The sequence below is a fragment of the Streptomyces sp. NPDC058464 genome (genome assembly GCF_042721035.1).
In the GTDB taxonomy this organism is placed as follows: domain Bacteria; phylum Actinomycetota; class Actinomycetes; order Streptomycetales; family Streptomycetaceae; genus Streptomyces.
The window spans coordinates 1-24,533 of sequence record NZ_JBHXMA010000049.1 but is presented as its reverse complement, the minus strand read 5'-3'; the positions used below and the strand labels follow the sequence as shown (position 1 = coordinate 24,533).

The following is a 24,533-nucleotide window of genomic DNA, read 5'->3' as shown; positions in this document are numbered from 1 at the left end:
CCCGCCCGGGGACTCCACGAAGGAGTGGTCTTCTTCACTTCACGTGACACGTACAGCTATCACCCGACTACTCTTCGTGAACATGAAAATTGCTTTCGTCGGAAAGGGCGGCAGCGGCAAGACCACGCTCTCCTCCCTGTTCATCCGCCATCTCGCGGCCGCCGGCGCGCCGGTCGTCGCCGTCGACGCCGACATCAACCAGCACCTGGGCCCCGCGCTCGGTCTCGACGAGACAGAGGCGGAGGCGCTGCCCGCGATGGGCGAGCGGCTCTCCCTGATCAAGGACTACCTGCGCGGCAACAACCCGCGCATCGCCTCCGCCGCGACGATGATCAAGACCACCCCGCCCGGCGAGGGCTCGCGGCTGGTCCGGGTGCGGGAGCCCAACCCGGTGTACGACGCCTGTGCGCGGCCGGTGGAACTCGACGGCGGCGCTGTCCGTTTGATGGTCACCGGGCCCTTCACGGACGCCGACCTGGGGGTCTCCTGCTACCACTCCAAGACAGGAGCGGTTGAGCTGTTCCTGAACCACCTCGTCGACGGCCCCGACGAGTACGTCGTGGTCGACATGACGGCGGGTTCGGACTCCTTCGCCTCCGGCATGTTCACCCGCTTCGACATCACGTTCCTCGTCGCCGAACCGACCCGGAAGGGGGTCTCCGTCTACCGCCAGTACAAGGAGTACGCCCGGGACTTCGGCGTCGTGCTGAAGGTCGTCGGCAACAAGGTGCAGGGGCAGGAGGACATCGACTTCCTGCGCTCGGAGGTCGGGGACGACCTGCTGGTCACGGTCGGGCACTCGGACTGGGTGCGCGCCATGGAGAAGGGCCGCCCGCCCCGGTTCGAGCTCCTGGAGAACCCCAACTCCCGCGCCCTGCGCACCCTCAAGGTGGCCACCGACGCGACGTACGAGCTGCGCGACTGGGAGCGCTACACCCGGCAGATGGTCCACTTCCACCTGAAGAACGCCCTGTCGTGGGGCAACGAGCGCACCGGGGCCGACCTGGCCGCGCAGATCGACCCCGGCTTCGTGCTCGGTGAGGGAGTGGCCGCCCCCGCCTGACGGGCGGCCGACCCCGGTTCCGTGCTACTGCCTGACCGCCGGCGCCCCGGGCACCCCCTTCGGTGCCGGGGCGGGATGCCCGGACAGGAAGGACTCCCAGCCCTGCCGCGGGGCCTCGCCCACGTTCAGGGTGCGCAGCCTCGCCAGGACCTGCGGGTCCTGGGCGTCCAGCCAGTCCGCCAGCTGACGGAAGGAGACACAGCGCACCTCGGGCTTGTTGCAGACGTCCGCGACGACCTCGTCGAGGGCGCGCATGTAGGTGCCGCCGTTCCACGACTCGAAGTGGTTGCCGATGACGAGCGGTGCGCGGTTGCCGTTGTAGGCCCGGTTGAAGCCCTGGAGCAGCCCGTCGCGCATCTGGTCGCCCCAGTAGTCGTACATGTCGGGGTCACCCTGCGTGGACGTGCCGGACTGGTTGACCATGAAGTTGTAGTCCATGGTCAACTGCTCGTAGGAGTGGCCGGGGAAGGGGACGAGCTGCATCGACAGGTCCCACAGCCCTTCCCTCTTCCTGGGCCAGACCTGGTCGTTGACACCACTGGTGTCGTAGCGGAAGCCCAGCTCGCTCGCCGCCTTCACGAAGTTCTTCTGCCCCTCCAGGCAGGGGGTCCGGGCGCCGATGAGCTCCTTGTCGTAGTCGAAGGGCAGCGGTGCGGCGTTCTTCATGCCGGTGTTGGTCTTCCAGGTCTTCACGAACTGCTTGGCCTGGGCGATCTCGCTCTTCCACTCGGCCACCGACCACTCGCCGACACCTCCGTCGGGGCCGCAGAAGTGCCCGTTGAAGTGGGTGCCGATCTCGTTGCCCTCCAGCCAGGCCAGCCGTAGCTGATCGACGGTGTCGGCGATGCCCCGCTCGTCGTTGAAGCCGATCTCGGAGCTGCCGGGCGAGTGTTGCGGGGGCCGGTAGAGGTCACGCTTCTCGTCGGGCAGCATGTAGACGCCGCTGAGGAAGTACGTCATGTTCGCGTGGTTCTCCTTGGCGACCTTGCGGAAGTGCGAGAACAGCTTCTGGCTGTCCTCGCCCGCGCCGTCCCAGGAGAACACCACGAACTGCGGTGGCTTCTCACCGGCCTTGAGCCGCTCGGGCCGGGGCAGATGCGGCTGCGCCCCGGTGTACGCGGTGGATCCGTCGCCGATCAGACGGACCACGCTCTGGGGCGCCGGTGCTCCTTTCTGCGGCCCGGACGCCCCTTGTTCGGAGTTGGTACCGGTCGCGCAACCGGCGACCGACGCGGCACAGGCCGCGGCGGCCACGGCGCCGACGGCAATCCTCTGGGTGGCGGCCAATTCCGCTCACCTTCTTCCTTCTCTCGGCTAACGCCGGTGACGGCGTTTTATGGCGATGTGCCGGGTATCTGCCGACAGCGCGGCCAAGGTCGCATAGGACCGAGAGAGGGATTAATACGACAAGCCGATGAAATGCTCAGTTCACCCATGGAGGTGAACGGGTGCCCCATTTGCGCAATAAGTTCATGCTTGACCTTTACCTTGCATTACGATTCGTTTACTGAACGTTGGTTCATCCCGCCCAGATCCGCGACCGCGCTGCCCCGGAGGAGACGGGAAACATGTCATCAGCCTGCGTACCCACCCACCCCGAGAACCTCGGCCTCGCCCGGGCCACAACTCCCAAGACCGACACCGGCACTGACCGGCCGCAACCCCCGTCCACGCCCCCGCGCCGCCGCTTCTCCGTCGCGGGTGCCGACCTGTCGGCGTCCGTCGCGGTGTTCCTGATCGCCCTGCCGCTGTCCCTCGGCATCGCCCTCGCCACCGGCGCCCCGCTCCAGGCCGGCCTGGTCGCGGCAGCCGTCGGCGGACTGGTCGCCGGCCGGCTCGGCGGCTGCCCGCTCCAGGTCAGCGGCCCCGCCGCGGGACTCACCGTGGTGACCGCCGATCTGATCCACCGGTACGGCTGGCGGGCCACCTGCGGCATCACCGTCCTCGCCGGACTGGCCCAACTGGGCCTGGGCTGCCTGCGCGTGGCCCGCACCGCGCTCGCCGTCAGCCCGGCCGTGGTGCACGGCATGCTCGCCGGCATCGGCCTCACCATCGCCGTCGCCCAGCTGCACATCGTCCTCGGCGGCAACCCGCAGAGTTCGGTCCTCGCCAACGTCCGGGCGCTGCCCGCCCAGTTGGCCGACCTGCACCCGGCCGCCGTGACGATGAGCGCGCTGACCCTGGCCCTGCTGTTCGGCTGGCCCCGGATCCCGGGCAGAGCGGGCCGTCCGCTGCGCACGGTCCCGGCCGCCCTGGTCGCCGTCGCCGGTGCCACCGCGACCGCCGCGCTCACCGGGCTGACCCTGCCCCGGGTCGACCTGCCGTCCTGGAGCAGCCACGCCCTGGCGGGGCTGCCCGAGGGGCCGGTGCTCGGCATCGTCGCCGCCGTGCTCACCACCACGCTGGTGTGCAGCGTGCAGTCGCTGCTGGGCGCGGTCGCCGTGGACAAGCTGGTGGCCGGCCGCACCGGGCCCCAGTCCGGCCTCGGCCGCTCCGACCTGAACCGGGAGCTGCTCGGTCAGGGCGCGGCCAACATCGTGTCGGGGGCGCTCGGCGGACTGCCGGTCGCAGGGGTCGCGGTGCGCAGTTCGGCGAATGTGCGATCCGGTGCCGTGAGCCGGAACTCCACGATGCTGCACGGCGTTTTCGTAGTAGCCGCCGCGCTGCTGATGGTCCCGGTCCTGGATCTGATCCCGCTCGCCTCGCTCGCCGCCCTGGTGATGGCCGTCGGCATCCAGATGGTGTCCCTGCACCACATCCGCACCGTGACCCGCCACCGCGAAGTGCTGGTGTACGTCGTCACCACGCTCGGGGTGGTTCTCCTCGGCGTCCTGGAGGGCGTGGTCCTCGGGGTCGCCGTGGCCGTCGCCGTCGCCCTGCACCGCCTCGCCCGCACCCGCATCACCCACGAAGAGAAGGGAGGAGTCCATCACGTACACGTAAGAGGACAGCTCACGTTCCTCGCGGTCCCCCGGCTCAGCAGAGTCCTGCATCTCGTGCCCCAGGGCGCGCACGCGGTGGTGGAGCTGGACGGTTCGTTCATGGACCACGCGGCCTACGAGTCACTGCGGGACTGGCGCAGGGCCCACAGCGCCCAGGGCGGCTCCGCCGAACTGACCGGCTGCCGCGCGGGCGTCCGCTCACCGGAGGACGGTCAGGCACCGGAGGACGGCCACGCACCGGAGTACGGCCAGGGATCGGGGTACGGCCAGGGACCGGGGTACGGCCACGCGCGGCGACACGGTCGCGGACCGGCACGCGGTCCCGGAGACCGGTTCGGGAGACCGGACAGGGCGGCGGGTCATGAACTCGCCCGCGGGATCAGTGCGTTCCAGCGCGACACCGCGCCCCTGGTCAGGGAGGAGCTGGCCCGGCTGGCGCGCGAGGGGCAGCGGCCGTCGCAGCTCTTCCTCACCTGCGCCGACTCCCGGCTCGTCACCTCGATGATCACCTCCAGTGGTCCGGGTGACCTGTTCGTGGTCCGCAATGTCGGCAACCTGGTCCCTCTTCCGGGTGAGGAGAACGGGGACGACTCGGTGGCGGCCGCGATCGAGTACGCGGTGGACGTGCTGAAGGTGCGGTCGATCACGGTGTGCGGGCACTCCGGGTGCGGGGCGATGCAGGCGCTGCTCGGCTCCGGGACCGGGGGCGCGGCGACCCCGCTCGGGCGGTGGCTGCGGCACGGCCTGCCGAGCCTGGCCCGGCTGGCCGACGAGGGCCGTACGGGGGTCCGGCTGGCCGGGCGGGCGCCGGCGGACACGGTGGAGCGGCTGTGCCTGACCAACGTGGTCCAGCAGTTGGAGCATCTGCGGGCGCACGACTCGGTGGCGCGGGCGCTCACCGCGGGTGAGCTGGAGCTGCAGGGGATGTACTTCCACGTGGGCGAGGCGCAGGCGTATCTGCTGAGCCGGGACGGTGCGGACGCGGCGGGAGAGGGAGGGGTGTTCCAGGGGGTACCCGGTGCTGAGGAGTTGCCCAGCCCGGCGTGAGCGGAAGGGCGGACCCGGTGCGCCGCCCCACGCCCGGCACTGGCAGGCTCGGCACACCCGACGGTGACACAGCGGTGGCACGGCGGTGGCATGGCTGTGGCACGGCGGACGGTGACACGCCCGGCCGTGGCTCGCTCCGCCACACCTGATAGGTCTAAACCAATTATTCGGCGGCCCTTGTCACCGGGGCCCCAGGTCTGATGAGCTGTGGCCTGGGACACAACGGACACCCTTCGAAAGGGAGATGTCGTGAGCAACGAAAGCCTGGCCAACCTCTTGAGGGAGGAGCGACGCTTCGCGCCGCCCGCTGACCTGGCCGAGAACGCCAATGTCACGGCCGAGGCGTACGAGCAGGCCAAGGCTGACAGGCTCGGCTTCTGGGCCACGCAGGCCCGTCGGCTGACCTGGGCCAAGGAGCCGACCGAGACGCTGGACTGGTCGAACCCGCCGTTCGCCAAGTGGTTCAAGGACGGCGCGCTCAACGTCGCGTACAACTGCGTGGACCGGCACGTGGAGGCAGGGCTCGGCGACCGGGTCGCCATCCACTTCGAGGGCGAGCCCGGCGACAGCCGTGCGATCACCTACGCCGAGCTGAAGGACGAGGTCTCCAAGGCGGCCAACGCCCTGCTGGAGCTCGGAGTTCAGAAGGGCGACCGGGTCGCGGTCTACATGCCGATGATCCCGGAGACGGCGGTCGCGATGCTCGCCTGTGCCCGGATCGGCGCCGCGCACTCCGTGGTCTTCGGCGGCTTCTCGGCGGACGCGCTCGCCACCCGGATCCAGGACGCGGACGCCAAGGTCGTCATCACCTCCGACGGCGGCTACCGGCGCGGCAAGCCGTCCGCGCTCAAGCCGGCCGTGGACGAGGCGATCGGCAAGGTGGACAACGTCGAGCACGTGCTGGTCGTCCGCCGCACCGGGCAGGAAGTGGCCTGGGACGACTCGCGGGACGTGTGGTGGCACGAGATCGTCGAGCGGCAGCCGGCCGAGCACACGCCGGAGGCCTTCGACGCCGAGCACCCGCTGTTCATCCTCTACACGTCCGGTACGACGGGTAAGCCGAAGGGCATCCTGCACACCTCGGGCGGCTACCTCACCCAGGCGTCGTACACGCACTGGGCGGTGTTCGACCTCAAGCCGGAGACGGACGTGTACTGGTGCACGGCCGACGTCGGCTGGGTGACCGGCCACTCGTACATCGTGTACGGACCGCTGTCCAACGGCGCGACGCAGGTGATGTACGAGGGCACCCCGGACACCCCGCACCAGGGCCGGTTCTGGGAGATCGTGCAGAAGTACGGGGTGACGATCCTGTACACGGCGCCCACCGCGATCCGCACGTTCATGAAGTGGGGGGACGACATCCCCGCGAAGTTCGACCTGAGCAGCCTGCGGGTGCTGGGGTCGGTGGGCGAGCCCATCAACCCCGAGGCCTGGATCTGGTACCGCAAGCACATCGGTGCCGACCGGACGCCGATCGTGGACACCTGGTGGCAGACCGAGACCGGCGCGATGATGATCTCGCCGCTGCCGGGCGTCACCGCGACCAAGCCCGGTTCCGCGCAGACCCCGCTGCCCGGCATCTCGGCGACGGTCGTCGACGACGAGGCGCAGGAGGTGCCCAACGGCGGTGGCGGCTACCTGGTGCTGACCGAGCCGTGGCCGTCGATGCTGCGCACCATCTGGGGCGACGACCAGCGGTTCCTGGACACGTACTGGTCGCGGTTCGAGGGCAAGTACTTCGCCGGTGACGGCGCGAAGAAGGACGACGACGGCGACATCTGGCTGCTCGGCCGGGTGGACGACGTCATGCTCGTCTCCGGGCACAACATCTCGACCACCGAGGTGGAGTCGGCACTGGTGTCCCACCCGTCGGTCGCCGAGGCGGCCGTGGTCGGGGCGGCGGACGAGACGACCGGTCAGGCGATCGTCGCCTTCGTGATCCTGCGCGGCACGGCGAACGCGGAGGACGAGAACCTCATCGCCGACCTGCGCAACCACGTCGGCGCCACGCTCGGCCCGATCGCCAAGCCCAAGCGGGTGCTGCCGGTGGCGGAGCTGCCGAAGACCCGCTCCGGCAAGATCATGCGCCGGCTGCTGCGCGACGTCGCCGAGAACCGCCAGCTCGGTGACGTGACGACGCTGACCGACTCGACGGTCATGGACCTCATCCAGGCGAAGCTCCCGGCGGCGCCCAGCGAGGACTGAGCCTCCACCGAGCCCCGTAGGGCGCCCGGCGCGAAACGCGCCGGGCGCCCTTTTTGCACCTACCGTGAAACTCACCTGGCATCTCCCGCCACACCTTAGGTAAACTAAGCAAAGTAGCGTGATCGCAAACGCGATCCCCAAGGTGCGCCGGGAAGTCTGGTCGGCAAGTAGCCCTGCCCTGCCCACCGACCGGAGGTCTCCCGTGTCCGCGCCCCGCACCGCCCCCGTCCGTAAGGTCCTCGGGCGGCTCTCGCTGCCCGAGCGGACCATCGTGGCGGACGCGCTGCGGACCGAGACCGTCGGCGGTGTGCTGCTGCTCGTCGCCGCGGTGGCCGCGCTGGTCTGGGCGAACATCCCCGCGCTCCACCACAGCTACGAGAGCGTCGCCGACTTCCACTTCGGCCCTCGCGCCCTCGGCCTGGACCTCTCCGTCGCCCACTGGGCCGCCGACGGCCTGCTCGCGATCTTCTTCTTCGTGGCCGGCATCGAGCTCAAGCGCGAACTGGTCGCCGGTGACCTGCGGGACCCGAAGGCGGCCGTCCTCCCGGTGGTCGCCGCGCTGTGCGGGATGGCCGTACCGGCACTCGTCTACACCCTCACCAACCTCACCGGCGGCGGCTCCACGCAGGGCTGGGCGGTGCCCACGGCCACCGACATCGCCTTCGCGCTGGCCGTGCTGGCCGTGATCGGCACCTCGCTGCCGGGCGCCCTGCGCGCCTTCCTGCTCACTCTCGCGGTCGTCGACGACCTGTTCGCCATCCTCATCATCGCGATCTTCTTCACCGACCGGATCGACTTCGCCGCGCTCGGCGGCGCGGTCCTCGGCCTCGCCGTCTTCTGGCTGCTGCTGCGCAGGGGCGTGCGCGGCTGGTACGTGTACGTGCCGCTCGCCGTCGTCATCTGGGCGCTGATGTACAACAGCGGCGTGCACGCGACCATCGCCGGTGTCGCCATGGGCCTGATGCTGCGCTGCACCACCCGTGAGGGTGAGGAGCACTCTCCCGGGGAACACGTCGAGCATCTGGTACGGCCGGTGTCGGCGGGGCTGGCCGTGCCCCTGTTCGCGCTCTTCAGCGCCGGTGTGAAGGTGTCCGGAGGAGCGCTCGGGGACGTCTTCACCAAGCCGGAGACGCTCGGGGTCGTCCTCGGCCTGGTCGTCGGCAAGGCGGCCGGGATCTTCGGCGGGACCTGGCTCACCGCCCGCTTCACCCGGGCTTCCCTCAGCGAGGACCTCGAATGGGCCGACGTCTTCGCGGTGGCCACGCTCGCCGGCATCGGCTTCACCGTCTCGCTGCTCATCGACGAACTCGCCTTCGCCGGCGACACCGTACTCACCGACGAGGTCAAGGCCGCCGTACTCACCGGCTCGCTCATCGCGGCCCTGTGCGCCACGGTGCTGCTGAAGATACGCAACACCCGCTACCGCAGGCTGGTCGAGGCCGAGGAGCGGGACGACGACCTCGACGGCATCCCGGACGTCTACGAGGAGGACAACCCGGCGTACCACCTGCGGATGGCGGAGATCTACGAGCGGAAGGCCGCCGAACACCGCAGGATCGCCAAGGAGAAGGCCGCCTCCTGAGGGGCCGGCGGGCGTGACGCGCCCACCGAAGTACCGGGCGGGGCAGGCGGGCAGGGCGACCGTCCGGCATGATCTGACGAGACGGTACAAAAAAGACCGGAACAAAGGGACCGGTGCCAGAGGACCGGTGCCAGAGGACCGGTGCCAGAGGACCGGCACGCGAAGACGATGACGAAGACGCAGAGGGAGACCGCGATGAGCGCACCCGACGGCAGCCCGGTCGGTGCCGAACGCAGCATCGGCCAGCTGTTCGCCTCGGCCACGGCCGAGATGTCGGAGCTGGTGCACGACGAGATCGCACTGGCCAAGGCCCAGCTGAAGCAGGACGTCAAGCGGGGCGCGGTGAGCGGCGGCGCGTTCTCGGTGGCGGGTGTGCTGCTGCTGTTCTCCCTGCCGATGCTCAACTTCGCGCTGGCGTACGGCATTCGGACCTGGAGCCACTGGAATCTCGCGCTCTGCTTCCTGCTCTCCTTCGCGGCGAACGTCCTGGTGGCCGTCGCCCTCGCGCTGATCGGCGTGGTGTTCGCGAAGAAGGCCAAGAAGAGCAAGGGCCCGCAGAAGGTGGCCGCGTCGGTGAAGGAGACGGCGGGCGTGCTGCAGAACGCCAAGCCGCATCCGCGCCCGGAGCTCCCCCGGGACGAGGTGCCGGCCATCGAGGCTGTGGCACGCTCGACGTCATGACGGATCCCGCTCCCTCGGCCGTACGGCCGGAGGGCCCCTGGACACACCGGGACGTCGCCGCGAACGGCGCCCGGTTCCACATCGCCGAGCTCGGCGACGGACCGCTGGTCATGCTGGTGCACGGCTTCCCACAGTTCTGGTGGACCTGGCGGCACCAACTGGTGGCGCTCGCCGACGCGGGCTTCCGAGCCGTCGCCATGGACCTGCGGGGCGTCGGCGGCAGCGACCGCACCCCGCGCGGCTACGACCCGGCGAACCTCGCGCTCGACATCACCGGCGTGATCCGTTCCCTCGGCGAGCCGGACGCCGCGCTGGTCGGCCACGACCTGGGCGGCTACCTGGCGTGGACGGCGGCCGCGATGCGCCCCAAGCTGGTACGACGGCTCGCGGTGGTGTCCATGCCGCACCCGCGACGCTGGCGCTCGGCGATGCTCCGGGACCGCCGGCAGACCGCCGCCGCCTCCTACATCTGGGGCTTCCAGCGGCCCTGGATCCCGGAGCGGCAGCTCACCGCCGACGACGGCGCGCTGGTCGGCCGGCTGATCCGGGACTGGTCCGGGCCGCGGCTGCCGGACGACGAGGCGGTTCAGACGTACCAGCGGGCCATGTGCATCCCGTCCACCGCGCACTGCTCGATCGAGCCGTACCGCTGGCTGGTGCGCTCGCTGGCGCGCCCGGACGGCATCCAGTTCAACCGCAGGATGAAGCGCCCGGTACGCGTCCCGACGCTGCATCTGCACGGCTCCCTGGACCCGGTGACCCGCACCCGCAGCGCGGCCGGCTCCGGCGAGTACGTCGAAGCGCCGTACCGCTGGCGGCTGTTCGACGGTCTCGGACACTTCCCTCATGAGGAGGACCCGGTCGCGTTCTCCGCCGAACTGGTCAACTGGCTCAAGGACCCGGAGCCCGACCGCTGAGAAGACGTTGCGCTCGAACCGGCCGGGGGTCCGGGGGTTGGCCCCCGGGACAGCACAGCCCGCACGAGGAGGACCCGGTCGCGTTCTCCGCCGAACTGGTCAACTGGCTGAAAGACCCCGAACCCGATCGGTGACCGCGCCGATGCGCCCGGTATCCGGACCTGTACAGCTGTTCTACGAACGGCCACATGCCCGGCGCATAGGCCGATTCAGGGGCGCGCGGGAGGTTATCGACCTTGGGGCAGGGGCAGACGTCGGGGTATGGGCTGGACGCACGACTACAGTGACGCACCCCGCAACCGCCGTACGACAGGCGGCCCGAACCCTCATCGAGGAGGTGCCCCGCAACTGCCGGGGGCAGACCTCAGGGTGGGGATTCCGCACATCCTGCGCCGCCGGGCCCGCTGGGTCTCGGTACGTCTGCGCCACACCCGAGGCTGACACCCCGAAGGACCCCGATGGCCCCCCGACGACCCCCCGAAGCACCCCGAGGGGGCTCCTAGAGGGCGCAGCTGTCGGTGCCCACCTGCTGGCTCGCGGTACGGCCCCGGGCGATGTCCGCCTGGATCTCGTCGGCCGTGAGGGCGTACCCGGTGTCGGCGTCGTCCAGTGACTTCGCGAAGACGACCCCGTACACCCTGCCCTGAGGTGTGAGCAGCGGGCCGCCGGAGTTGCCCTGGCGGACGGTCGCGTACAGCGAGTAGACGTCACGGCGGACGGTGCCGCGGTGGTAGATGTCCGGGCCGTTGGCCCTGATCCGGCCGCGCACCCGGGCGGGCCGGACGTCGTACGACCCGTTCTCCGGGAACCCGGCGACGATCGCGCTGTCGGTCGTGTCGGCGTCCGCCGCGGAGAACTTCAGGGCCTTGGCCTGCAGGTCCGGCACGTCCAGTACGGCGATGTCGCGCTGCCAGTCGTAGAGGACGACCTTGGCGTCGTACTTGCGGCCCTCGCCGCCGATCTGGACGGTGGGCTCGTCGACGCCGCCGACCACGTGGGCGTTGGTCATGACCCGGCGGTCGGCGAAGACGAAGCCGGTGCCCTCCAGGATCTTGCCGCAGCTCTGCGCGGTGCCCGTCACCTTGACGATGGACTGCTTGGCGGTGGTGGCCACCGCGCTGTTCGCGAGGGCCGGGTCGGGCGGCGAGACGTCGGTGATCGGCTCGTTCGCGAAGGGGCTGAAGACCTGTGGGAAGCCGTTCTGCGCGAGGACCTTGGAGAAGTCCGCGAACCAGGTGTCGGCCTGGTTGGGCAGCGCTCTGGACACCCCGAGCAGCACCTTGGAGTTGCGCACCTCCTTGCCGAGCGTCGGCAGGGTGGTGCCCGCGAGGGCGGAGCCGATCAGCCAGGCGACCAACAGCATCGCCAGCACGTTGACGAGCGCGCCGCCGGTGGCGTCCAGGGCGCGGGCCGGGGACCAGGTGATGTACCGGCGCAGCTTGTTGCCCAGATGGGTGGTGAGGGCCTGGCCGACCGAGGCGCAGACGATGACCACGACCACGGCGACGACCGCGGCGGTGGTGCCCACCTCGGCGTTGTCGGTCACCGCGTCCCAGATCACCGGAAGGACGTAGACGGCGACGAGTCCGCCGCCCAGGAAGCCGATCACCGACAGGATGCCGACGACGAACCCCTGGCGGTAGCCGACGATCGCGAACCACACGGCGGCGACCAGCAACAGGATGTCCAGCACATTCACGAACGACACCCTGTCATGACCGCCAGTCGAGCGGGACCAGCTTCTCGCGGTCCCAGGAGCGCTCCCATCCCGCGTAGTGCAGCAGACGGTCGATCACCCCGGCCGTGAACCCCCACACCAGGGTCGATTCGACCAGGAATGCCGGACCTCGGTGCCCGCTGGGGTGCACGGTGGTGGCCCGGTTGGCCGGATTCGTGAGATCCACCACGGGAACGGTGAAGACCCGCGCCGTCTCGTTCGGATCCACCACCCCCACCGGGCTCGGCTCGCGCCACCAGCCCAGCACCGGGGTGACCACGAACTTGCTCACCGGGATGTACAGCCTGGGCAGCACCCCGAACAGCTGGACGCCGGCCGGATCCAGCCCGGTCTCCTCCTCGGCCTCACGGAGAGCGGCCCGCAGCGGCCCGTCGGTCTTCGGGTCGCCGTCCTCGGGGTCGAGGGCACCGCCGGGGAAGGAGGGCTGCCCGGCGTGCGAGCGCAGCGAGCCGGCCCGCTCCATCAACAGCAGCTCCGGCCCCTGCTTCCCCTCGCCGAACAGGATCAGCACGGCCGACTGCCGCCCCGCGCCGTTCTCCGGCGGCAGGAAGCGGCTCAGCTGGAGCGGCTGGATCGTCTCGGCGGCCCGCACCACCGGGTCGAGCCACTCCGGCAGGCCCTCCTTGCCGAGCGCCACGCCGGCGCGCGCATCGCCCGTCTGCTCCTTGCTGCTGTGTGTCACGGCATCCCCCGTCCTGCCCTGCTCCCCCGTCCTGCCCGTTCCAACGCCCGAAGACTCCTTGATCGTTCCGTTCCCCGTCCCTGAGAAGACCCCTGGGTCATGTTCCTGATACGCCGCCCAGCGGCGGTGCCGGGCGGCCGCCCGCGTCCAGATACGCCTGCGGCGGATTGAGCCGCTGGCCGGGGAAGCCGCCCTTCTCGTACTTGAGCAGCTTCCTCGCCTTCTCCGGGTCGGTCTCGCCCTCGCCGTAGGCCGGACAGAGCGGGGCGATGGGGCAGACCCCGCAGGCGGGCTTGCGGGCGTGGCACATCCGGCGGCCGTGCCAGATCACGTGGTGCGAGAGGTCGGTCCAGTCGCTCTTGGGGAACAGCGCGCCGACGGCCGCCTCGATCTTGTCGGGGTCGGTCTCCGCGGTCCACCGCCAGCGGCGGACCAGGCGCTGGAAGTGAGTGTCCACGGTGATGCCGGGGCGCCCGAAGGCGTTGCCCAGGACGACGAACGCGGTCTTGCGGCCGACGCCGGGCAGCTTGACGAGGTCTTCGAGCCGACCGGGGACCTCGCCGCCGAACTCCTCCACCAGCCCCTTGGAAAGCCCTATCACCGACTTGGTCTTGGCCCGGAAGAACCCGCACGGCCGCAGGATCTCCTCGACCTCCTCCGGGTTGGCCGCGGCCAGGTCCTCGGGGGTGGGGTACTTCGCGAACAGCGTCGGGGTGGTCTGGTTGACGCGCAGGTCGGTGGTCTGGGCGGACAGCACCGTGGCGACCAGGAGCTGGAAGGGGTTCTCGAAGTCCAGCTCGGGGTGGGCGTACGGGTACACCTCGGCGAGCTCGCGGTTGATCCGGCGGGCCCGGCGGACGAGCGAGGTCTGCGACTCGGGCTTCCCGGCCGGCGCCGCCTTTGCCGCCGGTGCGGCCTTCGCCGGTGCCGCCTTCTTTGCCGCCACCTTCTTCACGGCCGTCTTCTTCACGGCCGCCGTCTTCTTCGCGGTCGCCGTCTTCGCCGCCGTCTTCTTCACCGGCGCCTTCTTCACGACCTTCGCCACCTTTGTCGCGCTTTTCGGCTCACCGGAGGCGGCATCGGACCCTTGTTCGCCCACAGCGGAATCACCTCGTACAACCACCCGCCCAGCCCCCTTGTCCTGTGCTCTCACCGGCGATTTGGACACCCGGCCAGCCTAAAGCCCGGCACCGACATCCGCCCCGGACCCGGAAGATCAGCCCCCGATTGGACCCCTGCCGCTTACCTCGGCACACCTGTGCGGCATCCTTGTGACAGATCACACTGTTTGGACCGTCCGGCAAAATGGGGAGCACGGTCCCCTGGTACCAAGGGGGAGCAAGATCCCCTGAGCAGGTCGACAAGGAGAGAACTCGTGGACGACGTTCTGCGGCGCAACCCGCTTTTCGCGGCGCTCGATGACGAGCAGTCCGCGGAGCTGCGTGCCTCCATGAGTGAGGTGACCCTCGCGCGTGGCGACTCCCTGTTCCACGAGGGCGACCCGGGCGACCGGCTCTACGTCGTCACCGAGGGCAAGGTCAAGCTCCACCGCACCTCCCCCGACGGCCGCGAGAACATGCTCGCCGTGGTCGGCCCCGGCGAGCTGATCGGCGAGCTGTCGCTGTTCGACCCGGGCCCGCGCACGGCGACCGCGACCGCGCTGACCGAGGTCAAGCTGCTGGGCCTCGGCCACGGCGACCTCCAGCCCTGGCTGAACGTGCGCCCCGAGGTGGCCACCGCCCTGCTGCGCGCCGTCGCCCGCCGGCTGCGCAAGACCAACGACGCCATGTCCGACCTGGTCTTCTCCGACGTGCCGGGCCGGGTCGCGCGCGCCCTGCTGGACCTCTCGCGCCGCTTCGGCGTGCAGTCCGAGGAAGGCATCCACGTCGTCCACGACCTCACGCAGGAGGAGCTGGCCCAGCTGGTCGGCGCGTCCCGCGAGACCGTGAACAAGGCCCTGGCGGACTTCGCCCAGCGTGGCTGGCTGCGGCTGGAGGCGCGAGCCGTGATCCTGCTGGACGTCGAGCGTCTGGCGAAGCGGTCCCGGTAGGCTCCGGTTTCCGGGGGCTGCCGCCCCCGGAGCCCCGCATCATCGGCCTTCGGCCTCGTCCTCGAACGCCGGACGGGCTGGTATGTGGTTCCCCATGTCTGAAACAGTCGCGTCCCGGGGCCTCGACCCTCTGGGCTTCATAGAGCGCGAAGGCTCGCACGCGCGCGTGCCGCGCGTCTTCCGTCCCGTGGTCGCCGCCGCCCGGGACCGGCTCCTGGAGGTCTTCGGGCCCCGCCTGGACAGCGCCTACCTCTACGGTTCGATCCCGCGCGGCACCGCGCGCGTGGGGCGCAGCGACCTGGACCTGGTGGTCGTGCTGAGAGAGGAGCCGACCGGCGCCGACCGGGACGCGGCCCGTGCCCACGGCGCGGCGGTCGACAAGGAGTTCCCGGAGATCGACGGGGTCGGGACCCTGCTCTACTCCCGCGCGCGGGTGCTCAGCGAGCTGGAGCGGTACGACATCGGCTGGTTCGTGGCCTGCCTGTGCACCCCGCTGCTCGGCGAGGACCTCGCCGAGTTCCTGCCCCGCTACCGCCCCGACTCGCTGCTGGCCCGCGAGACCAACGGCGACCTGGCCCGGTACCTGCCGCGCTGGCGGGAGCGGATCGCGGCCGCGGACGACACGGAGGAGGCCCTGCGGCCCCTGGTGCGCTTCATGTCACGGAACCTCGTCCGCACCGGCTTCACCCTCGTCATGCCCCGCTGGAACGGCTGGACCAGCGAGCTGCGGGAGATGGCGGAGGGGTTCGCCGGCTACTACCCGGAGCGCGCCGGCCAGCTGCGTCGCGCGGCCGGATACGGGTACGAGCCGGTCGGCGACCGCGCCGTACTGCGGTCGTACGTGGACGACCTGGGCCCGTGGCTCGCCGACGAGTACGCGCGCGTGCACGGCGTGAAGACGCCCCGGCCGGACGGCTGGGACTAGAGCTCGGACCAGAACTCGGACCAGAACTCGGACCAGAGCTGGTACTAGGTCCGGGACTAGAGCTCGGACCAGAGCTCCGGCTGGATCAGGCCGTGCTCGGTCAGGTAGTCCAGCTGGGCCCGTACCGACAGTTCCGCCGCCGGCCACAGGGAGCGGTCCACGTCGGCGTACACGTGGGCGACGACCTCGGCAGGGGCGCGGTGGCCGTTCTCGACGGCCGTCTCGACCTGGGCGAGCCGGTGGGCGCGGTGGGCCAGGTAGAACTCGACGGCGCCCTGGGCGTCCTCCAGGACGGGTCCGTGGCCCGGCAGGACGGTGCGGACGCCGTCGTCGACCGTCAGCGAGCGCAGCCGTCGCAGCGAGTCCAGGTAGTCGCCGAGACGGCCGTCCGGGTGCGCCACGACCGTCGTACCGCGCCCCAGGATGGTGTCGCCGGTCAGGACCGCGCGGTCGGCCGGGAGGTGGAAGCACAGGGAGTCGGCGGTGTGGCCCGGCGTCGGTACGACGCGCAGCTCCAGCCCGCCGGTGGTGATCACGTCGCCGGCCGTCAGGCCCTCCTCGCCGAGGCGCAGCGCCGGATCGAGGGCACGCACGCGCGTGCCGGTCAGTTCCGCGAAGCGTACGGCGCCCTCCGCGTGGTCCGGGTGGCCGTGCGTCAGGAGGGTGAGCGCGATCCGCTTGCCGGCCTTCTCTGCGGTGTCGACGACGTTCTTGAGGTGGCCGTCGTCCAGCGGGCCCGGGTCGATCACCACGGCCAGGTCGGAGTCGGGCTCGGCGACGATCCAGGTGTTGGTGCCGTCCAGGGTCATCGCGGAGGCGTTGGGCGCCAGCACGTTGACGGCCCGTGCGGTGGCGGGACCCGAGAGGACTCCGCCGCGCGGCTGGCCGGGCAGGGCTGCTGCGTCCGTCATGGTCAGGCTCCACCGGTCGTCAGGTCGGTCGCTACGTGCGTCGGTATGTGCTTGGTGAACTCGTCGTGGCCGGGCCAGGTCAGGACGATCTCGCCGTCCTCCAGGCGGGCGCGGGCCAGCACCGGCGTCATGTCCCGCGCGGGCGCCGCCGCGAGCGTCTCCGCGGCCGTGGCGTACGGCAGGAGCTGGCGCAGGGTGGCGATGGTGGGCGGCATCATCAGCAGCTCGCCCTTGTCGTAGCCGGCGGCCGCGTCCGCCGGGCGGATCCACACCGTGCGGTCGGCCTCCGTGGAGGCGTTGCGGGTGCGCTGGCCCGCCGGGAGGGCGGCGACGAAGAACCAGGTGTCGTAGCGGCGGCTCTCGAACTCCGGGGTGATCCAGCGCGTCCACGCGCCCAGCAGGTCCGAACGGAGGACCAGGCCGCGCCGGTCCAGGAACTGGGCGAACGACAGGTCACGGGCGACCAGGGCGGCGCGGTCGGCCTCCCAGTCGTCCCCGGTGGTGTCCCCGACCACGGCGTCCGCGGCGGGACCGGCGAGCAGCACACCCGCCTCCTCGTACGTCTCCCGCACGGCCGCGCAGACGATCGCCTGGGCGACCGCCTCGTCGACGCCGAGCCGCTCGGCCCACCACGCGCGCGTGGGGCCCGCCCAGCGGACCTGGTGGTCGTCGTCGCGCGGGTCGACACCGCCGCCCGGATACGCGTACGCGCCTCCGGCGAAGGCCATGGAGGCGCGTCTGCGCAGCATGTGGACGACGGGACCGTCCGGGGTGTCCTTCAGGAGCAGCACGGTGGCCGCGCGCTTCGGGGTCACCGGCACGAGGGTGCCCTCCGCGTGTGCGCGGATCCGGTCCGGCCACTCGGGGGGATACCACTGTCCATCGGCCATTACCGGAGGCTATCCCGTGGGGAGCGATTGTTCGAGAGGGGCTCCGACGGGCCACCGCTTCGGCTTCGCCGGGCTGCGGCCGCGGCTACGGCTCCGGCTCCGGCTCGTCAGATACGGCCACGGCTACGGCTTCCGCTCGACAGCTACGGCCGCGGCTACGGCTTCCAGTCCGACAGCTACGGCCACAGCCACGGCTTCCAGTCCGACAGCTACGGCCACAGCCACGGCTTCCAGTCCGACAGCTACGGCCACAGCCACGGCTTCCAGTCCGACGGCTACGGCCACAGCTACGACTACGGCTCCAGCTCGACCTGCACCTCGACCTCGACCGGCGCGTCCAGCGGCAGCACCGCGACGCCCACCGCGCTGCGCGCGTGCACGCCCTTGTCGCCGAGGACCTCGCCGAGCAGCTCGCTGGCGCCGTTGATCACGCCCGGCTGGCCGGTGAAGTCGGCCGCGGAGGCGACGAAGCCGACGACCTTCACCACGCGCGCGACGCGGTCCAGGTCACCGGCGACGGACTTCACGGCGGCCAGGGCGTTCAGCGCGCAGATGCGGGCCAGCTCCTTGGCCTCCTCCGCGGTGACCTCGGCGCCGACCTTGCCGGTGACCGGAAGCTTGCCGTCCACCATCGGCAGCTGGCCGGAGGTGTAGACGTACCCGCCGGTCCGCACGGCCGGCTGGTACGCGGCGAGCGGCGGGACGACCGCCGGCAGCGTGAGACCGAGTTCGGCCAGCTTGGCCTCGACGGCGCTCATTACGGCTTCTCCCGCTTCAGGTAGGCCACAAGCTGCTCGGGGTTGTTGGGCCCGGGCACGACCTGGACGAGCTCCCAGCCGTCCTCGCCCCAGGTGTCCAGAATCTGCTTCGTGGCATGGACGAGCAGCGGCACGGTTGCGTATTCCCACTTGGTCATGTGGCTGACTTTATCCGCTGTGACGCACGGGACACGTGGCCCACCGCACGCACGGTTATCCACAGCCTCCCGCGTGAGTGTCCGGCCGACTGGTTAGTCTCGAAGGCGTGAGCAGGCTCCAGGTCGTCAGCGGCAAGGGCGGGACCGGAAAGACGACGGTCGCCGCCGCACTCGCGCTGGCCCTCGCGACCCAGGGGAAGCGGACGCTTCTCGTGGAGGTCGAGGGTCGGCAGGGCATCGCCCAGCTCTTCGAGACGGAGGCGTTGCCCTACGAGGAGCGGAAGATCGCCGTAGCACCGGGCGGCGGTGAGGTCTACGCCCTCGCCATCGATCCCGAACTGGCCCTTCTGGACTACCTCCAGATGTTCTACAAGCTCGGCGGGGCCGGCCGGGCGCTGAAGAAGCTCGGCGCGATCGACTTCGCCACCACCGTCGCGCCCGGCCTCAGGGACGTCCTCCTGACCGGCAAGGCGTGCGAGGCGGTGCGCAGGAAGGACAAGGCGGGCCGGTTCGTGTACGACTACGTCGTCATGGACGCCCCGCCGACCGGCCGCGTCACCCGCTTCCTGAACGTCAACGACGAGGTGGCCGGGCTCGCCAAGATCGGCCCGATACACAACCAGGCGCAGGCCGTGATGCGGGTGCTGAAGTCCAAGGAGACGGCCGTGCACCTGGTCACGCTCCTGGAGGAGATGCCGGTCCAGGAGACCGCCGACGGCATCGCCGAACTGCGGTCCGCGCGGCTGCCGGTGGGCCGGGTCATCGTGAACATGGTCCGGCCGGAGATTCTGGACGCGGCCGACCTGGAACTCGTACGGACGGTGCCGCGCACCGCCGTGGCGCAGGCGCTGTCGGCGGCCGGGCTCGGCGGGGCGCGGCGCGGCGGGAAGGCCGGGCAGCTGGTGGACCCGCTGCTCGCGCAGGCCGGCGAGTACGCCGAGCGGTACGCGCTGGAGCACGAGCAGCGCGCGGTCCTCGCCGAGCTGGACCTGGAGCGGCACGAACTGCCGCTGCTCGCCGAGGGGATGGACCTGGCGGGCCTGTACGAACTCGCCACCGAGCTGCGGGAACAGGGGATGTCATGACTCCGGATCCGGACCCGGCCCAGGACCCGGCGCAGGACGGCGCGCGCCGGCTGGCCCACGCGCCCGCGCTCGACGTCGACGCGCTGCTCGACGACCCGAACACCCGGATCGTGGTGTGCTGCGGCTCGGGCGGCGTCGGGAAGACCACCACCGCGGCGGCCCTGGGCCTGCGGGCGGCGGAACGCGGCCGCAAGGTGGTGGTGCTGACCATCGACCCGGCCAAGCGGCTGGCGCAGTCCATGGGCATCGACTCGCTGGACAACGTGCCGCGGAAGGTGAAGGGCACCGAGGACCGGGGAGCGGCGACGCGCGGCGGCTCGGCCGCGGGTGACGGCGAGCGCGGGACGGGCGGCGAGCGCAGAGCGGGTGGCGAGCGCAGGGCGGGTGGCGAACTGCACGCCATGATGCTCGACATGAAGCGCACCTTCGACGAGGTCGTGGAGGCGCACGCGGACGCCGAGCGGGCGGCGGCCATCCTGGCCAACCCGTTCTACCAGTCGCTGTCGGCGGGCTTCGCGGGCACGCAGGAGTACATGGCGATGGAGAAGCTGGGCCAGCTGCGGGCCCGGGACGAGTGGGACCTGATCGTGGTGGACACCCCGCCCTCCCGCTCCGCCCTGGACTTCCTCGATGCGCCGAAGCGTCTTGGTTCCTTCCTGGACGGCCGCCTGATCCGCCTGCTCACGGCGCCGGCGAAGCTCGGCGGCCGGGCCGGCATGGCCTTCCTGAACGTCGGCATGTCGATGATGACCGGCACGCTCGGCAAGCTGCTCGGCGGGCAGTTGCTGAAGGACGTGCAGACGTTCGTGGCCGCGATGGACACGACGTTCGGCGGGTTCCGCACGCGCGCGGACGCGACGTACAAGCTGCTTCAGGCGCCCGGTACGGCGTTCCTGGTGGTGGCGGCTCCGGAGCGGGACGCGCTGCGGGAGGCCGCGTACTTCGTGGAGCGGCTGGCCGCGGAGGACATGCCGCTGGTCGGTCTGGTCCTCAACAGGGTCCACGGCAGCGGCGCCGACCGGTTGTCGGCCGAGCGTGCGCTCGCCGCCGCGGAAAATCTTGAGGCCGCGGAGAATCCTGAGGCCGCGGAAAATGCCGAAGCCGCGGAAAATCTTGAAGAGCCCCGCATTGTCGATCAGGGTGGCGGGAAAGCTGGACTTCGTAACTCTCCCGACACGTACGGCAGTTCCGAATCACCCGCGCCCGTGCCGTCCGCGTCCCGGCCCGACGAATCCCCCTCGTCAGGGCCTGAGGACATGACTGACGAAGCCCCCTCGTCAGAGGCGCCGGACCGCACCGTCGACCAGCTCACCGCAGGCCTGCTGAGGCTGCACGCCGAACGTATGCAGCTGCTCTCCCGTGAGCAGCGCACGCGTGACCGCTTCACCGCGCGCCACCCCGAAGTGGCCGTGGTCGAAGTGGCCGCGCTGCCCGGCGATGTGCACGACCTCGCGGGACTGCGGGACATCGGCGACCGGCTCGCGGCCGGCCGGCCGGAGCTGCCGTAGACCTTTGCGGCGCAGACCGTTGCGGTCTGGGACCGTTGCGGTCTGGGACCGTTGCGGTCTGGCTCGCCGTAGACGGCCTGTGCGGCCTAGCTCACGGCCGCGTAGTTCTCGTACACCTCGTCGCTGTCGAGGGGGACGATCCCGGTCCCCCGCTCGTACTCCGAGCGCGCTGTCTCCAGGAGCCTGCGCCAGGAGGTCACGGTGGGCCGCCGGCGCAGCAGTGCGCGGCGCTCCCGCTCCGTCATGCCTCCCCACACGCCGAACTCGACGCGATTGTCCAGCGCATCGGCCAGGCATTCAGTGCGTACCGGACATCCGGTGCACACCGCCTTGGCCCTGTTCTGCGCTGCTCCTTGAACGAACAGTTCATCCGGATCGGTAGTGCGGCAGGCAGCCTGCGCACTCCAGTCGGTTACCCAGCCCATACCGGCGCCGTCCTCTCCCGAATCGAGGCTCCCCCACGGCGGCAGCGGCATATTCACCGCCGCCAGTTGAGGACGTTACGGAAGGTGGGCACAGCGCAACACCCCCTTCGGGCCCAATCTTGAATGGCCCGAACGGACTATGGGTAAGCGGCAGATCACCCGCGGGAGTGAGCTGGCGACATGCGTGATCATCGCGGCAAACCGGGACAGCTACGGCGCGCCACAACGGACGCCAGATGACACACGAGGCGGATTCGGACACGCGACCAACACATCACCCGAAAAAAAGTGGGCTGGTTCCGGAACGATTCGGGGTCGCCGGACGTATTGATACGTGGCCGCACTGCTGTGACAGTTGAGAGCAGCTTAGGCCAAGGCCTGTACGTGTGTCCGGCGAATGGCAAGGTAGACCGTTCATGCCGTCGTGCCGTGCGCCGTGCCATGCGTGGTTCCGTGCGTGGCGCCATGCATGGTCCTGTGCGCCGAGTCATGCCTGCCGCACGCGCCTGGTCCCGTATGTCACGATCCGGCACTCGAACATCCCGAGAGCCACCCGCTCCCCCGGAACGCCCAGGACTACGGATTAGGCTGCCCCCATGCCAAAGAAGCGCTCGGGCGGTGGTCTGTCGACCACGCAGCAGGCCGCCAAGTTCCTCGGTGTCAGTGTGCTCGCGGGAGCCGTGATGGCGGGCATCGCGCTGCCCGCGGCCGGGGCCCTGGGCCTCGCGGCCAAAGGTTCGGTACAGGGTTTCGACGAGATCCCGGCCAACCTGAAGAGCCCGCAGCTCAGCCAGCGCACCACGATCCTCGACAGCAAGGGCAACCAGATCGCCCAGGTCTACTCCCGTGACCGCACGGTGGTGGACCTCAAGGACATCTCGCCCTACATGCAGAAGGCGATCGTCGCGATCGAGGACTCGCGCTACTACCAGCACGGGGCCATCGACCTGAAGGGCGTGCTGCGCGCGCTGAACAAGAACGCCCAGAGCGGCGGGGTGTCCCAGGGCGCCTCGACGCTCACCCAGCAGCTGGTGAAGAACTACTTCATCGAGGAGGCCGGCGACGACCCGACCAAGGTCGCCCAGGCCACCCAGCAGACCCTCGGCCGCAAGGTCAAGGAGCTGAAGTACGCGATCCAGCTGGAGGAGAAGCTCGGCAAGAAGAAGATCCTCGAGAACTACCTGAACATCACCTTCTTCGGCGAGCAGGCCTACGGCGTCGAGGCCGCCTCCCAGCGCTACTTCTCCAAGCACGCCAAGGACCTGAACCTGCAGCAGTCGGCCCTGCTGGCTGGCATCGTCCAGTCGCCCAGCCGCTACGACCCGGTCAACGACGAGGCCGAGGCCACCAAGCGCCGCAACGTGGTGCTGGAGCGCATGGCCCAACTGGGCGACATCTCCCAGGCGGAGGCCGACAAGGCCAAGGAGACCCCGCTCGGGCTGCACGTCACCCAGCCGAAGAACGGCTGCATCACCGCCGTCAAGGGCGCCGGGTTCTTCTGCAAGTACGTCGAGAACGTCTTCCTCACCGACCCGGTCTTCGGCAAGACCCGCGAGGCGCGCGCCAAGCTCTGGAACCAGGGCGGCCTGACCATCCGTACGACGCTGGACCCGCAGGCCCAGGACTCGGTGCAGTCCTCGATCAAGGACCACGTCTACAAGTCCGACTCGGTCGCCGCGGCCGCCACCCTGGTGGAGCCCGGCTCCGGCAAGATCCTGGCGATGGGTCAGTCGAAGCCGTACGGCTACAACAAGAACGAGACCGAGTACAACTTCTCCGTCGACCGGGACTACGGCGGCTCCAACTACGGCTTCCCGACGGGTTCGACGTTCAAGCCGTTCGTGGCCGCGGCCGCCATCGAGGGCGGCAAGTCGGCGACGCAGGAGTACTCGTCGCCGTACAAGATGAACTACCCGAGCCCCGTCCAGCAGTGCAACGGCAAGCAGTGGGTCAACACGGACGGCGAGCAGGTCCAGAACGAGAACGAGTCCGAGGTCGGGCCATACCAGATGAAGAAGGCGATGGCGAAGTCCATCAACACCTACTTCGTCCAGCTGATCTCCGACATCGGCCTGTGCCCGGTGGTCAAGATGACCGACTCGCTGAACGTCCACCAGGGCGACGGCTCGAAGCTTCCGGAGACCCCGTCCATCGCCCTCGGTGCGATCGGCCTCTCCCCGCTGACCATGGCGAGCGCGTACGCCGCCTTCGCCGACCGCGGCATGTACTGCACGCCGGTCGCCATCGAGTCGATCACCCAGAAGGTCGGCAACGAGCAGAAGTCCCTGGCCGTCCCCAAGTCGACCTGCTCGCGTGCGATGAGCGAGAAGACCGCCGATACGATCAACACCCTGCTGCGCGGCGTGATCGACTCCGGTACCGGTCAGCAGGCCGGTCTGGACGACCGGGAGAGCGCCGGCAAGACGGGTACGACGGACTCCCGCAAGAACGCCTGGTTCGTCGGCTACACGCCCAACATGGCCGGCGCGGTCTGGGTCGGCAGCGCCAAGCAGAACATCGAGATGACCAACATCACCATCGGCGGCGTCTACCACTCCGAGGTCTACGGCGCCGACACCCCGGGCCCGATCTGGAAGGACGCCATGACGGGCGCCCTGGAGGGCAAGTCCTCCGAGTCCTTCAACCTCGTCAACATCCCGGACGAGGACGACCACGACAAGGGCAACGGGAACGGGAACGGGAACAGCAACGGGGGCGACGACACGGGCGGCCTGATCGGCGGTCTCATCGGCGGCACGACGGACGGCGGCACCTCCACCCCGACCCCGACCTACTCCTTCCCCGACGGCTTCATCCAGGGGAACGGAAACGGCGGCAACAACGGGAACGGCGGGAACCGGGGCTGACCTCGGGGTCCTCCGAACTCCCCCGAGTCCCCCGGATCCCCCGGGTCCTCCGTTACGACGGTGGGGCCGCACCTCTTCTCCAGAGGCTGTCTCTTA

At 70.3% G+C, this 24,533-nt stretch carries 20 protein-coding genes and 1 pseudogene; 12 read left to right on the top strand and 9 right to left on the bottom strand.

The features are described 5' to 3' along the window. The first annotated feature begins 82 nt into the window (after positions 1 to 82). The gene (locus tag ACFWPQ_RS43055) at positions 83 to 1,063 is read left to right on the top strand and encodes an ATP-binding protein (RefSeq protein WP_384047965.1); all 981 of its coding nucleotides are present in this window, start codon (positions 83 to 85) and stop codon (positions 1,061 to 1,063) included. Between the two features lie 24 nt (positions 1,064 to 1,087). Here the strand turns inward: ACFWPQ_RS43055 and ACFWPQ_RS43050 are convergent, their stop codons facing one another. Then, positions 1,088 to 2,350, bottom strand: a complete 1,263-nt coding sequence (locus ACFWPQ_RS43050) for a hypothetical protein (protein WP_384047962.1) — start codon at positions 2,348 to 2,350, stop codon at positions 1,088 to 1,090. 281 nt (positions 2,351 to 2,631) lie between these two features. Here ACFWPQ_RS43050 and ACFWPQ_RS43045 point away from each other — a divergent pair, with 281 nt between their 5' ends. The 6 genes and pseudogenes from ACFWPQ_RS43045 (at position 2,632) to ACFWPQ_RS43020 (ending at position 10,881) form a co-directional block, all read left to right on the top strand. Next, positions 2,632 to 5,052, top strand: coding sequence for a SulP family inorganic anion transporter (locus ACFWPQ_RS43045; protein WP_384047959.1), 2,421 nt, complete (start codon positions 2,632 to 2,634; stop codon positions 5,050 to 5,052). 249 nt (positions 5,053 to 5,301) lie between these two features. Continuing rightward, on the top strand, positions 5,302 to 7,260 hold the full coding sequence (gene acs / locus ACFWPQ_RS43040; protein WP_384047956.1) for an acetate--CoA ligase: 1,959 nt from the start codon (positions 5,302 to 5,304) through the stop codon (positions 7,258 to 7,260). A 202-nt stretch (positions 7,261 to 7,462) separates the two neighbouring features. Then, positions 7,463 to 8,914: pseudogene (gene nhaA, locus ACFWPQ_RS43035) on the top strand (Na+/H+ antiporter NhaA). 123 nt (positions 8,915 to 9,037) lie between these two features. Then, a complete protein-coding gene (locus tag ACFWPQ_RS43030) occupies positions 9,038 to 9,523 on the top strand; it encodes a phage holin family protein (protein ID WP_384047953.1) in 486 nt (161 codons plus the stop codon). Next, positions 9,520 to 10,440, top strand: a complete 921-nt coding sequence (locus tag ACFWPQ_RS43025) for an alpha/beta fold hydrolase (RefSeq protein ID WP_384047950.1) — start codon at positions 9,520 to 9,522, stop codon at positions 10,438 to 10,440. Before ACFWPQ_RS43030 ends, ACFWPQ_RS43025 begins: the two co-directional genes overlap by 4 nt. Positions 10,441 to 10,701: 261 nt before the next feature. Then, positions 10,702 to 10,881: a hypothetical protein gene (locus ACFWPQ_RS43020; protein ID WP_361286199.1), complete on the top strand. Its 180-nt coding sequence runs from the start codon at positions 10,702 to 10,704 to the stop codon at positions 10,879 to 10,881. A 58-nt stretch (positions 10,882 to 10,939) separates the two neighbouring features. On the opposite strand, the gene ACFWPQ_RS43015 is transcribed toward ACFWPQ_RS43020, so the two are convergent. From ACFWPQ_RS43015 to nth, 3 genes are all read right to left on the bottom strand, one after another. Continuing rightward, complete coding sequence (locus ACFWPQ_RS43015; RefSeq protein ID WP_384047947.1) at positions 10,940 to 12,139, bottom strand: MarP family serine protease; 1,200 nt, start codon at positions 12,137 to 12,139, stop codon at positions 10,940 to 10,942. A 13-nt stretch (positions 12,140 to 12,152) separates the two neighbouring features. After that, a complete protein-coding gene (locus ACFWPQ_RS43010) occupies positions 12,153 to 12,860 on the bottom strand; it encodes an NUDIX hydrolase (RefSeq protein WP_384047944.1) in 708 nt (235 codons plus the stop codon). A gap of 97 nt (positions 12,861 to 12,957) precedes the next feature. Continuing rightward, a complete protein-coding gene (gene nth / locus ACFWPQ_RS43005; RefSeq protein ID WP_384047942.1) occupies positions 12,958 to 13,893 on the bottom strand; it encodes an endonuclease III in 936 nt (311 codons plus the stop codon). Between the two features lie 342 nt (positions 13,894 to 14,235). Here nth and ACFWPQ_RS43000 point away from each other — a divergent pair, with 342 nt between their 5' ends. Together ACFWPQ_RS43000 and ACFWPQ_RS42995 are read left to right on the top strand one after the other, a co-directional pair. Then, on the top strand, positions 14,236 to 14,910 hold the full coding sequence (locus tag ACFWPQ_RS43000) for a Crp/Fnr family transcriptional regulator (protein ID WP_030422469.1): 675 nt from the start codon (positions 14,236 to 14,238) through the stop codon (positions 14,908 to 14,910). A 94-nt stretch (positions 14,911 to 15,004) separates the two neighbouring features. Further along, a complete protein-coding gene (locus ACFWPQ_RS42995) occupies positions 15,005 to 15,835 on the top strand; it encodes a nucleotidyltransferase domain-containing protein (RefSeq protein ID WP_384047938.1) in 831 nt (276 codons plus the stop codon). A 56-nt stretch (positions 15,836 to 15,891) separates the two neighbouring features. Here ACFWPQ_RS42995 and ACFWPQ_RS42990 read toward each other — a convergent pair whose 3' ends face one another. From ACFWPQ_RS42990 to ACFWPQ_RS42975, 4 genes are all read right to left on the bottom strand, one after another. Further along, positions 15,892 to 16,746 (bottom strand): MBL fold metallo-hydrolase, encoded by an 855-nt coding sequence (locus tag ACFWPQ_RS42990; RefSeq protein ID WP_384047936.1) that lies wholly within the window; start codon positions 16,744 to 16,746, stop codon positions 15,892 to 15,894. A gap of 2 nt (positions 16,747 to 16,748) precedes the next feature. Next, on the bottom strand, positions 16,749 to 17,636 hold the full coding sequence (locus ACFWPQ_RS42985; RefSeq protein ID WP_384047933.1) for an NUDIX hydrolase: 888 nt from the start codon (positions 17,634 to 17,636) through the stop codon (positions 16,749 to 16,751). A 293-nt stretch (positions 17,637 to 17,929) separates the two neighbouring features. Then, positions 17,930 to 18,394, bottom strand: coding sequence for a RidA family protein (locus tag ACFWPQ_RS42980; protein WP_384047930.1), 465 nt, complete (start codon positions 18,392 to 18,394; stop codon positions 17,930 to 17,932). Further along, positions 18,394 to 18,552, bottom strand: a complete 159-nt coding sequence (locus ACFWPQ_RS42975; RefSeq protein WP_019992579.1) for a DUF4177 domain-containing protein — start codon at positions 18,550 to 18,552, stop codon at positions 18,394 to 18,396. The genes ACFWPQ_RS42980 and ACFWPQ_RS42975 overlap by 1 nt, the downstream gene beginning before the upstream one ends. A gap of 107 nt (positions 18,553 to 18,659) precedes the next feature. Here ACFWPQ_RS42975 and ACFWPQ_RS42970 point away from each other — a divergent pair, with 107 nt between their 5' ends. Next, a complete protein-coding gene (locus ACFWPQ_RS42970) occupies positions 18,660 to 19,637 on the top strand; it encodes an ArsA-related P-loop ATPase (RefSeq protein ID WP_361286224.1) in 978 nt (325 codons plus the stop codon). Then, entirely contained in the window at positions 19,634 to 21,145 is a 1,512-nt protein-coding gene (locus tag ACFWPQ_RS42965; protein WP_384047927.1) for an ArsA family ATPase, read from the top strand. The genes ACFWPQ_RS42970 and ACFWPQ_RS42965 overlap by 4 nt, the downstream gene beginning before the upstream one ends. Before the next feature lie 86 nt (positions 21,146 to 21,231). Here the strand turns inward: ACFWPQ_RS42965 and wblA are convergent, their stop codons facing one another. Further along, on the bottom strand, positions 21,232 to 21,570 hold the full coding sequence (wblA, locus tag ACFWPQ_RS42960; protein WP_132856581.1) for a transcriptional regulator WblA: 339 nt from the start codon (positions 21,568 to 21,570) through the stop codon (positions 21,232 to 21,234). A gap of 596 nt (positions 21,571 to 22,166) precedes the next feature. Here wblA and ACFWPQ_RS42955 point away from each other — a divergent pair. Then, positions 22,167 to 24,437 (top strand): transglycosylase domain-containing protein, encoded by a 2,271-nt coding sequence (locus tag ACFWPQ_RS42955; RefSeq protein ID WP_384047924.1) that lies wholly within the window; start codon positions 22,167 to 22,169, stop codon positions 24,435 to 24,437. Positions 24,438 to 24,533 lie beyond the last annotated feature (96 nt).

Coding starts and splice junctions, on each gene's coding strand:
- ACFWPQ_RS42985 (WP_384047933.1), bottom strand. CDS start 17,636: ATGGCCGATGGACAGTGGTATCCCCCCGAGTGGCCGGACCGGATCCGC.
- ACFWPQ_RS42975 (WP_019992579.1), bottom strand. CDS start 18,552: ATGACCAAGTGGGAATACGCAACCGTGCCGCTGCTCGTCCATGCCACG.
- ACFWPQ_RS42980 (WP_384047930.1), bottom strand. CDS start 18,394: ATGAGCGCCGTCGAGGCCAAGCTGGCCGAACTCGGTCTCACGCTGCCG.
- ACFWPQ_RS42995 (WP_384047938.1), top strand. CDS start 15,005: ATGTCTGAAACAGTCGCGTCCCGGGGCCTCGACCCTCTGGGCTTCATA.
- ACFWPQ_RS42990 (WP_384047936.1), bottom strand. CDS start 16,746: ATGACGGACGCAGCAGCCCTGCCCGGCCAGCCGCGCGGCGGAGTCCTC.
- ACFWPQ_RS43055 (WP_384047965.1), top strand. CDS start 83: ATGAAAATTGCTTTCGTCGGAAAGGGCGGCAGCGGCAAGACCACGCTC.
- wblA (WP_132856581.1), bottom strand. CDS start 21,570: ATGGGCTGGGTAACCGACTGGAGTGCGCAGGCTGCCTGCCGCACTACC.
- ACFWPQ_RS43020 (WP_361286199.1), top strand. CDS start 10,702: ATGGGCTGGACGCACGACTACAGTGACGCACCCCGCAACCGCCGTACG.
- ACFWPQ_RS42955 (WP_384047924.1), top strand. CDS start 22,167: ATGCCAAAGAAGCGCTCGGGCGGTGGTCTGTCGACCACGCAGCAGGCC.
- ACFWPQ_RS42965 (WP_384047927.1), top strand. CDS start 19,634: ATGACTCCGGATCCGGACCCGGCCCAGGACCCGGCGCAGGACGGCGCG.
- ACFWPQ_RS43030 (WP_384047953.1), top strand. CDS start 9,038: ATGAGCGCACCCGACGGCAGCCCGGTCGGTGCCGAACGCAGCATCGGC.
- ACFWPQ_RS43045 (WP_384047959.1), top strand. CDS start 2,632: ATGTCATCAGCCTGCGTACCCACCCACCCCGAGAACCTCGGCCTCGCC.
- ACFWPQ_RS43025 (WP_384047950.1), top strand. CDS start 9,520: ATGACGGATCCCGCTCCCTCGGCCGTACGGCCGGAGGGCCCCTGGACA.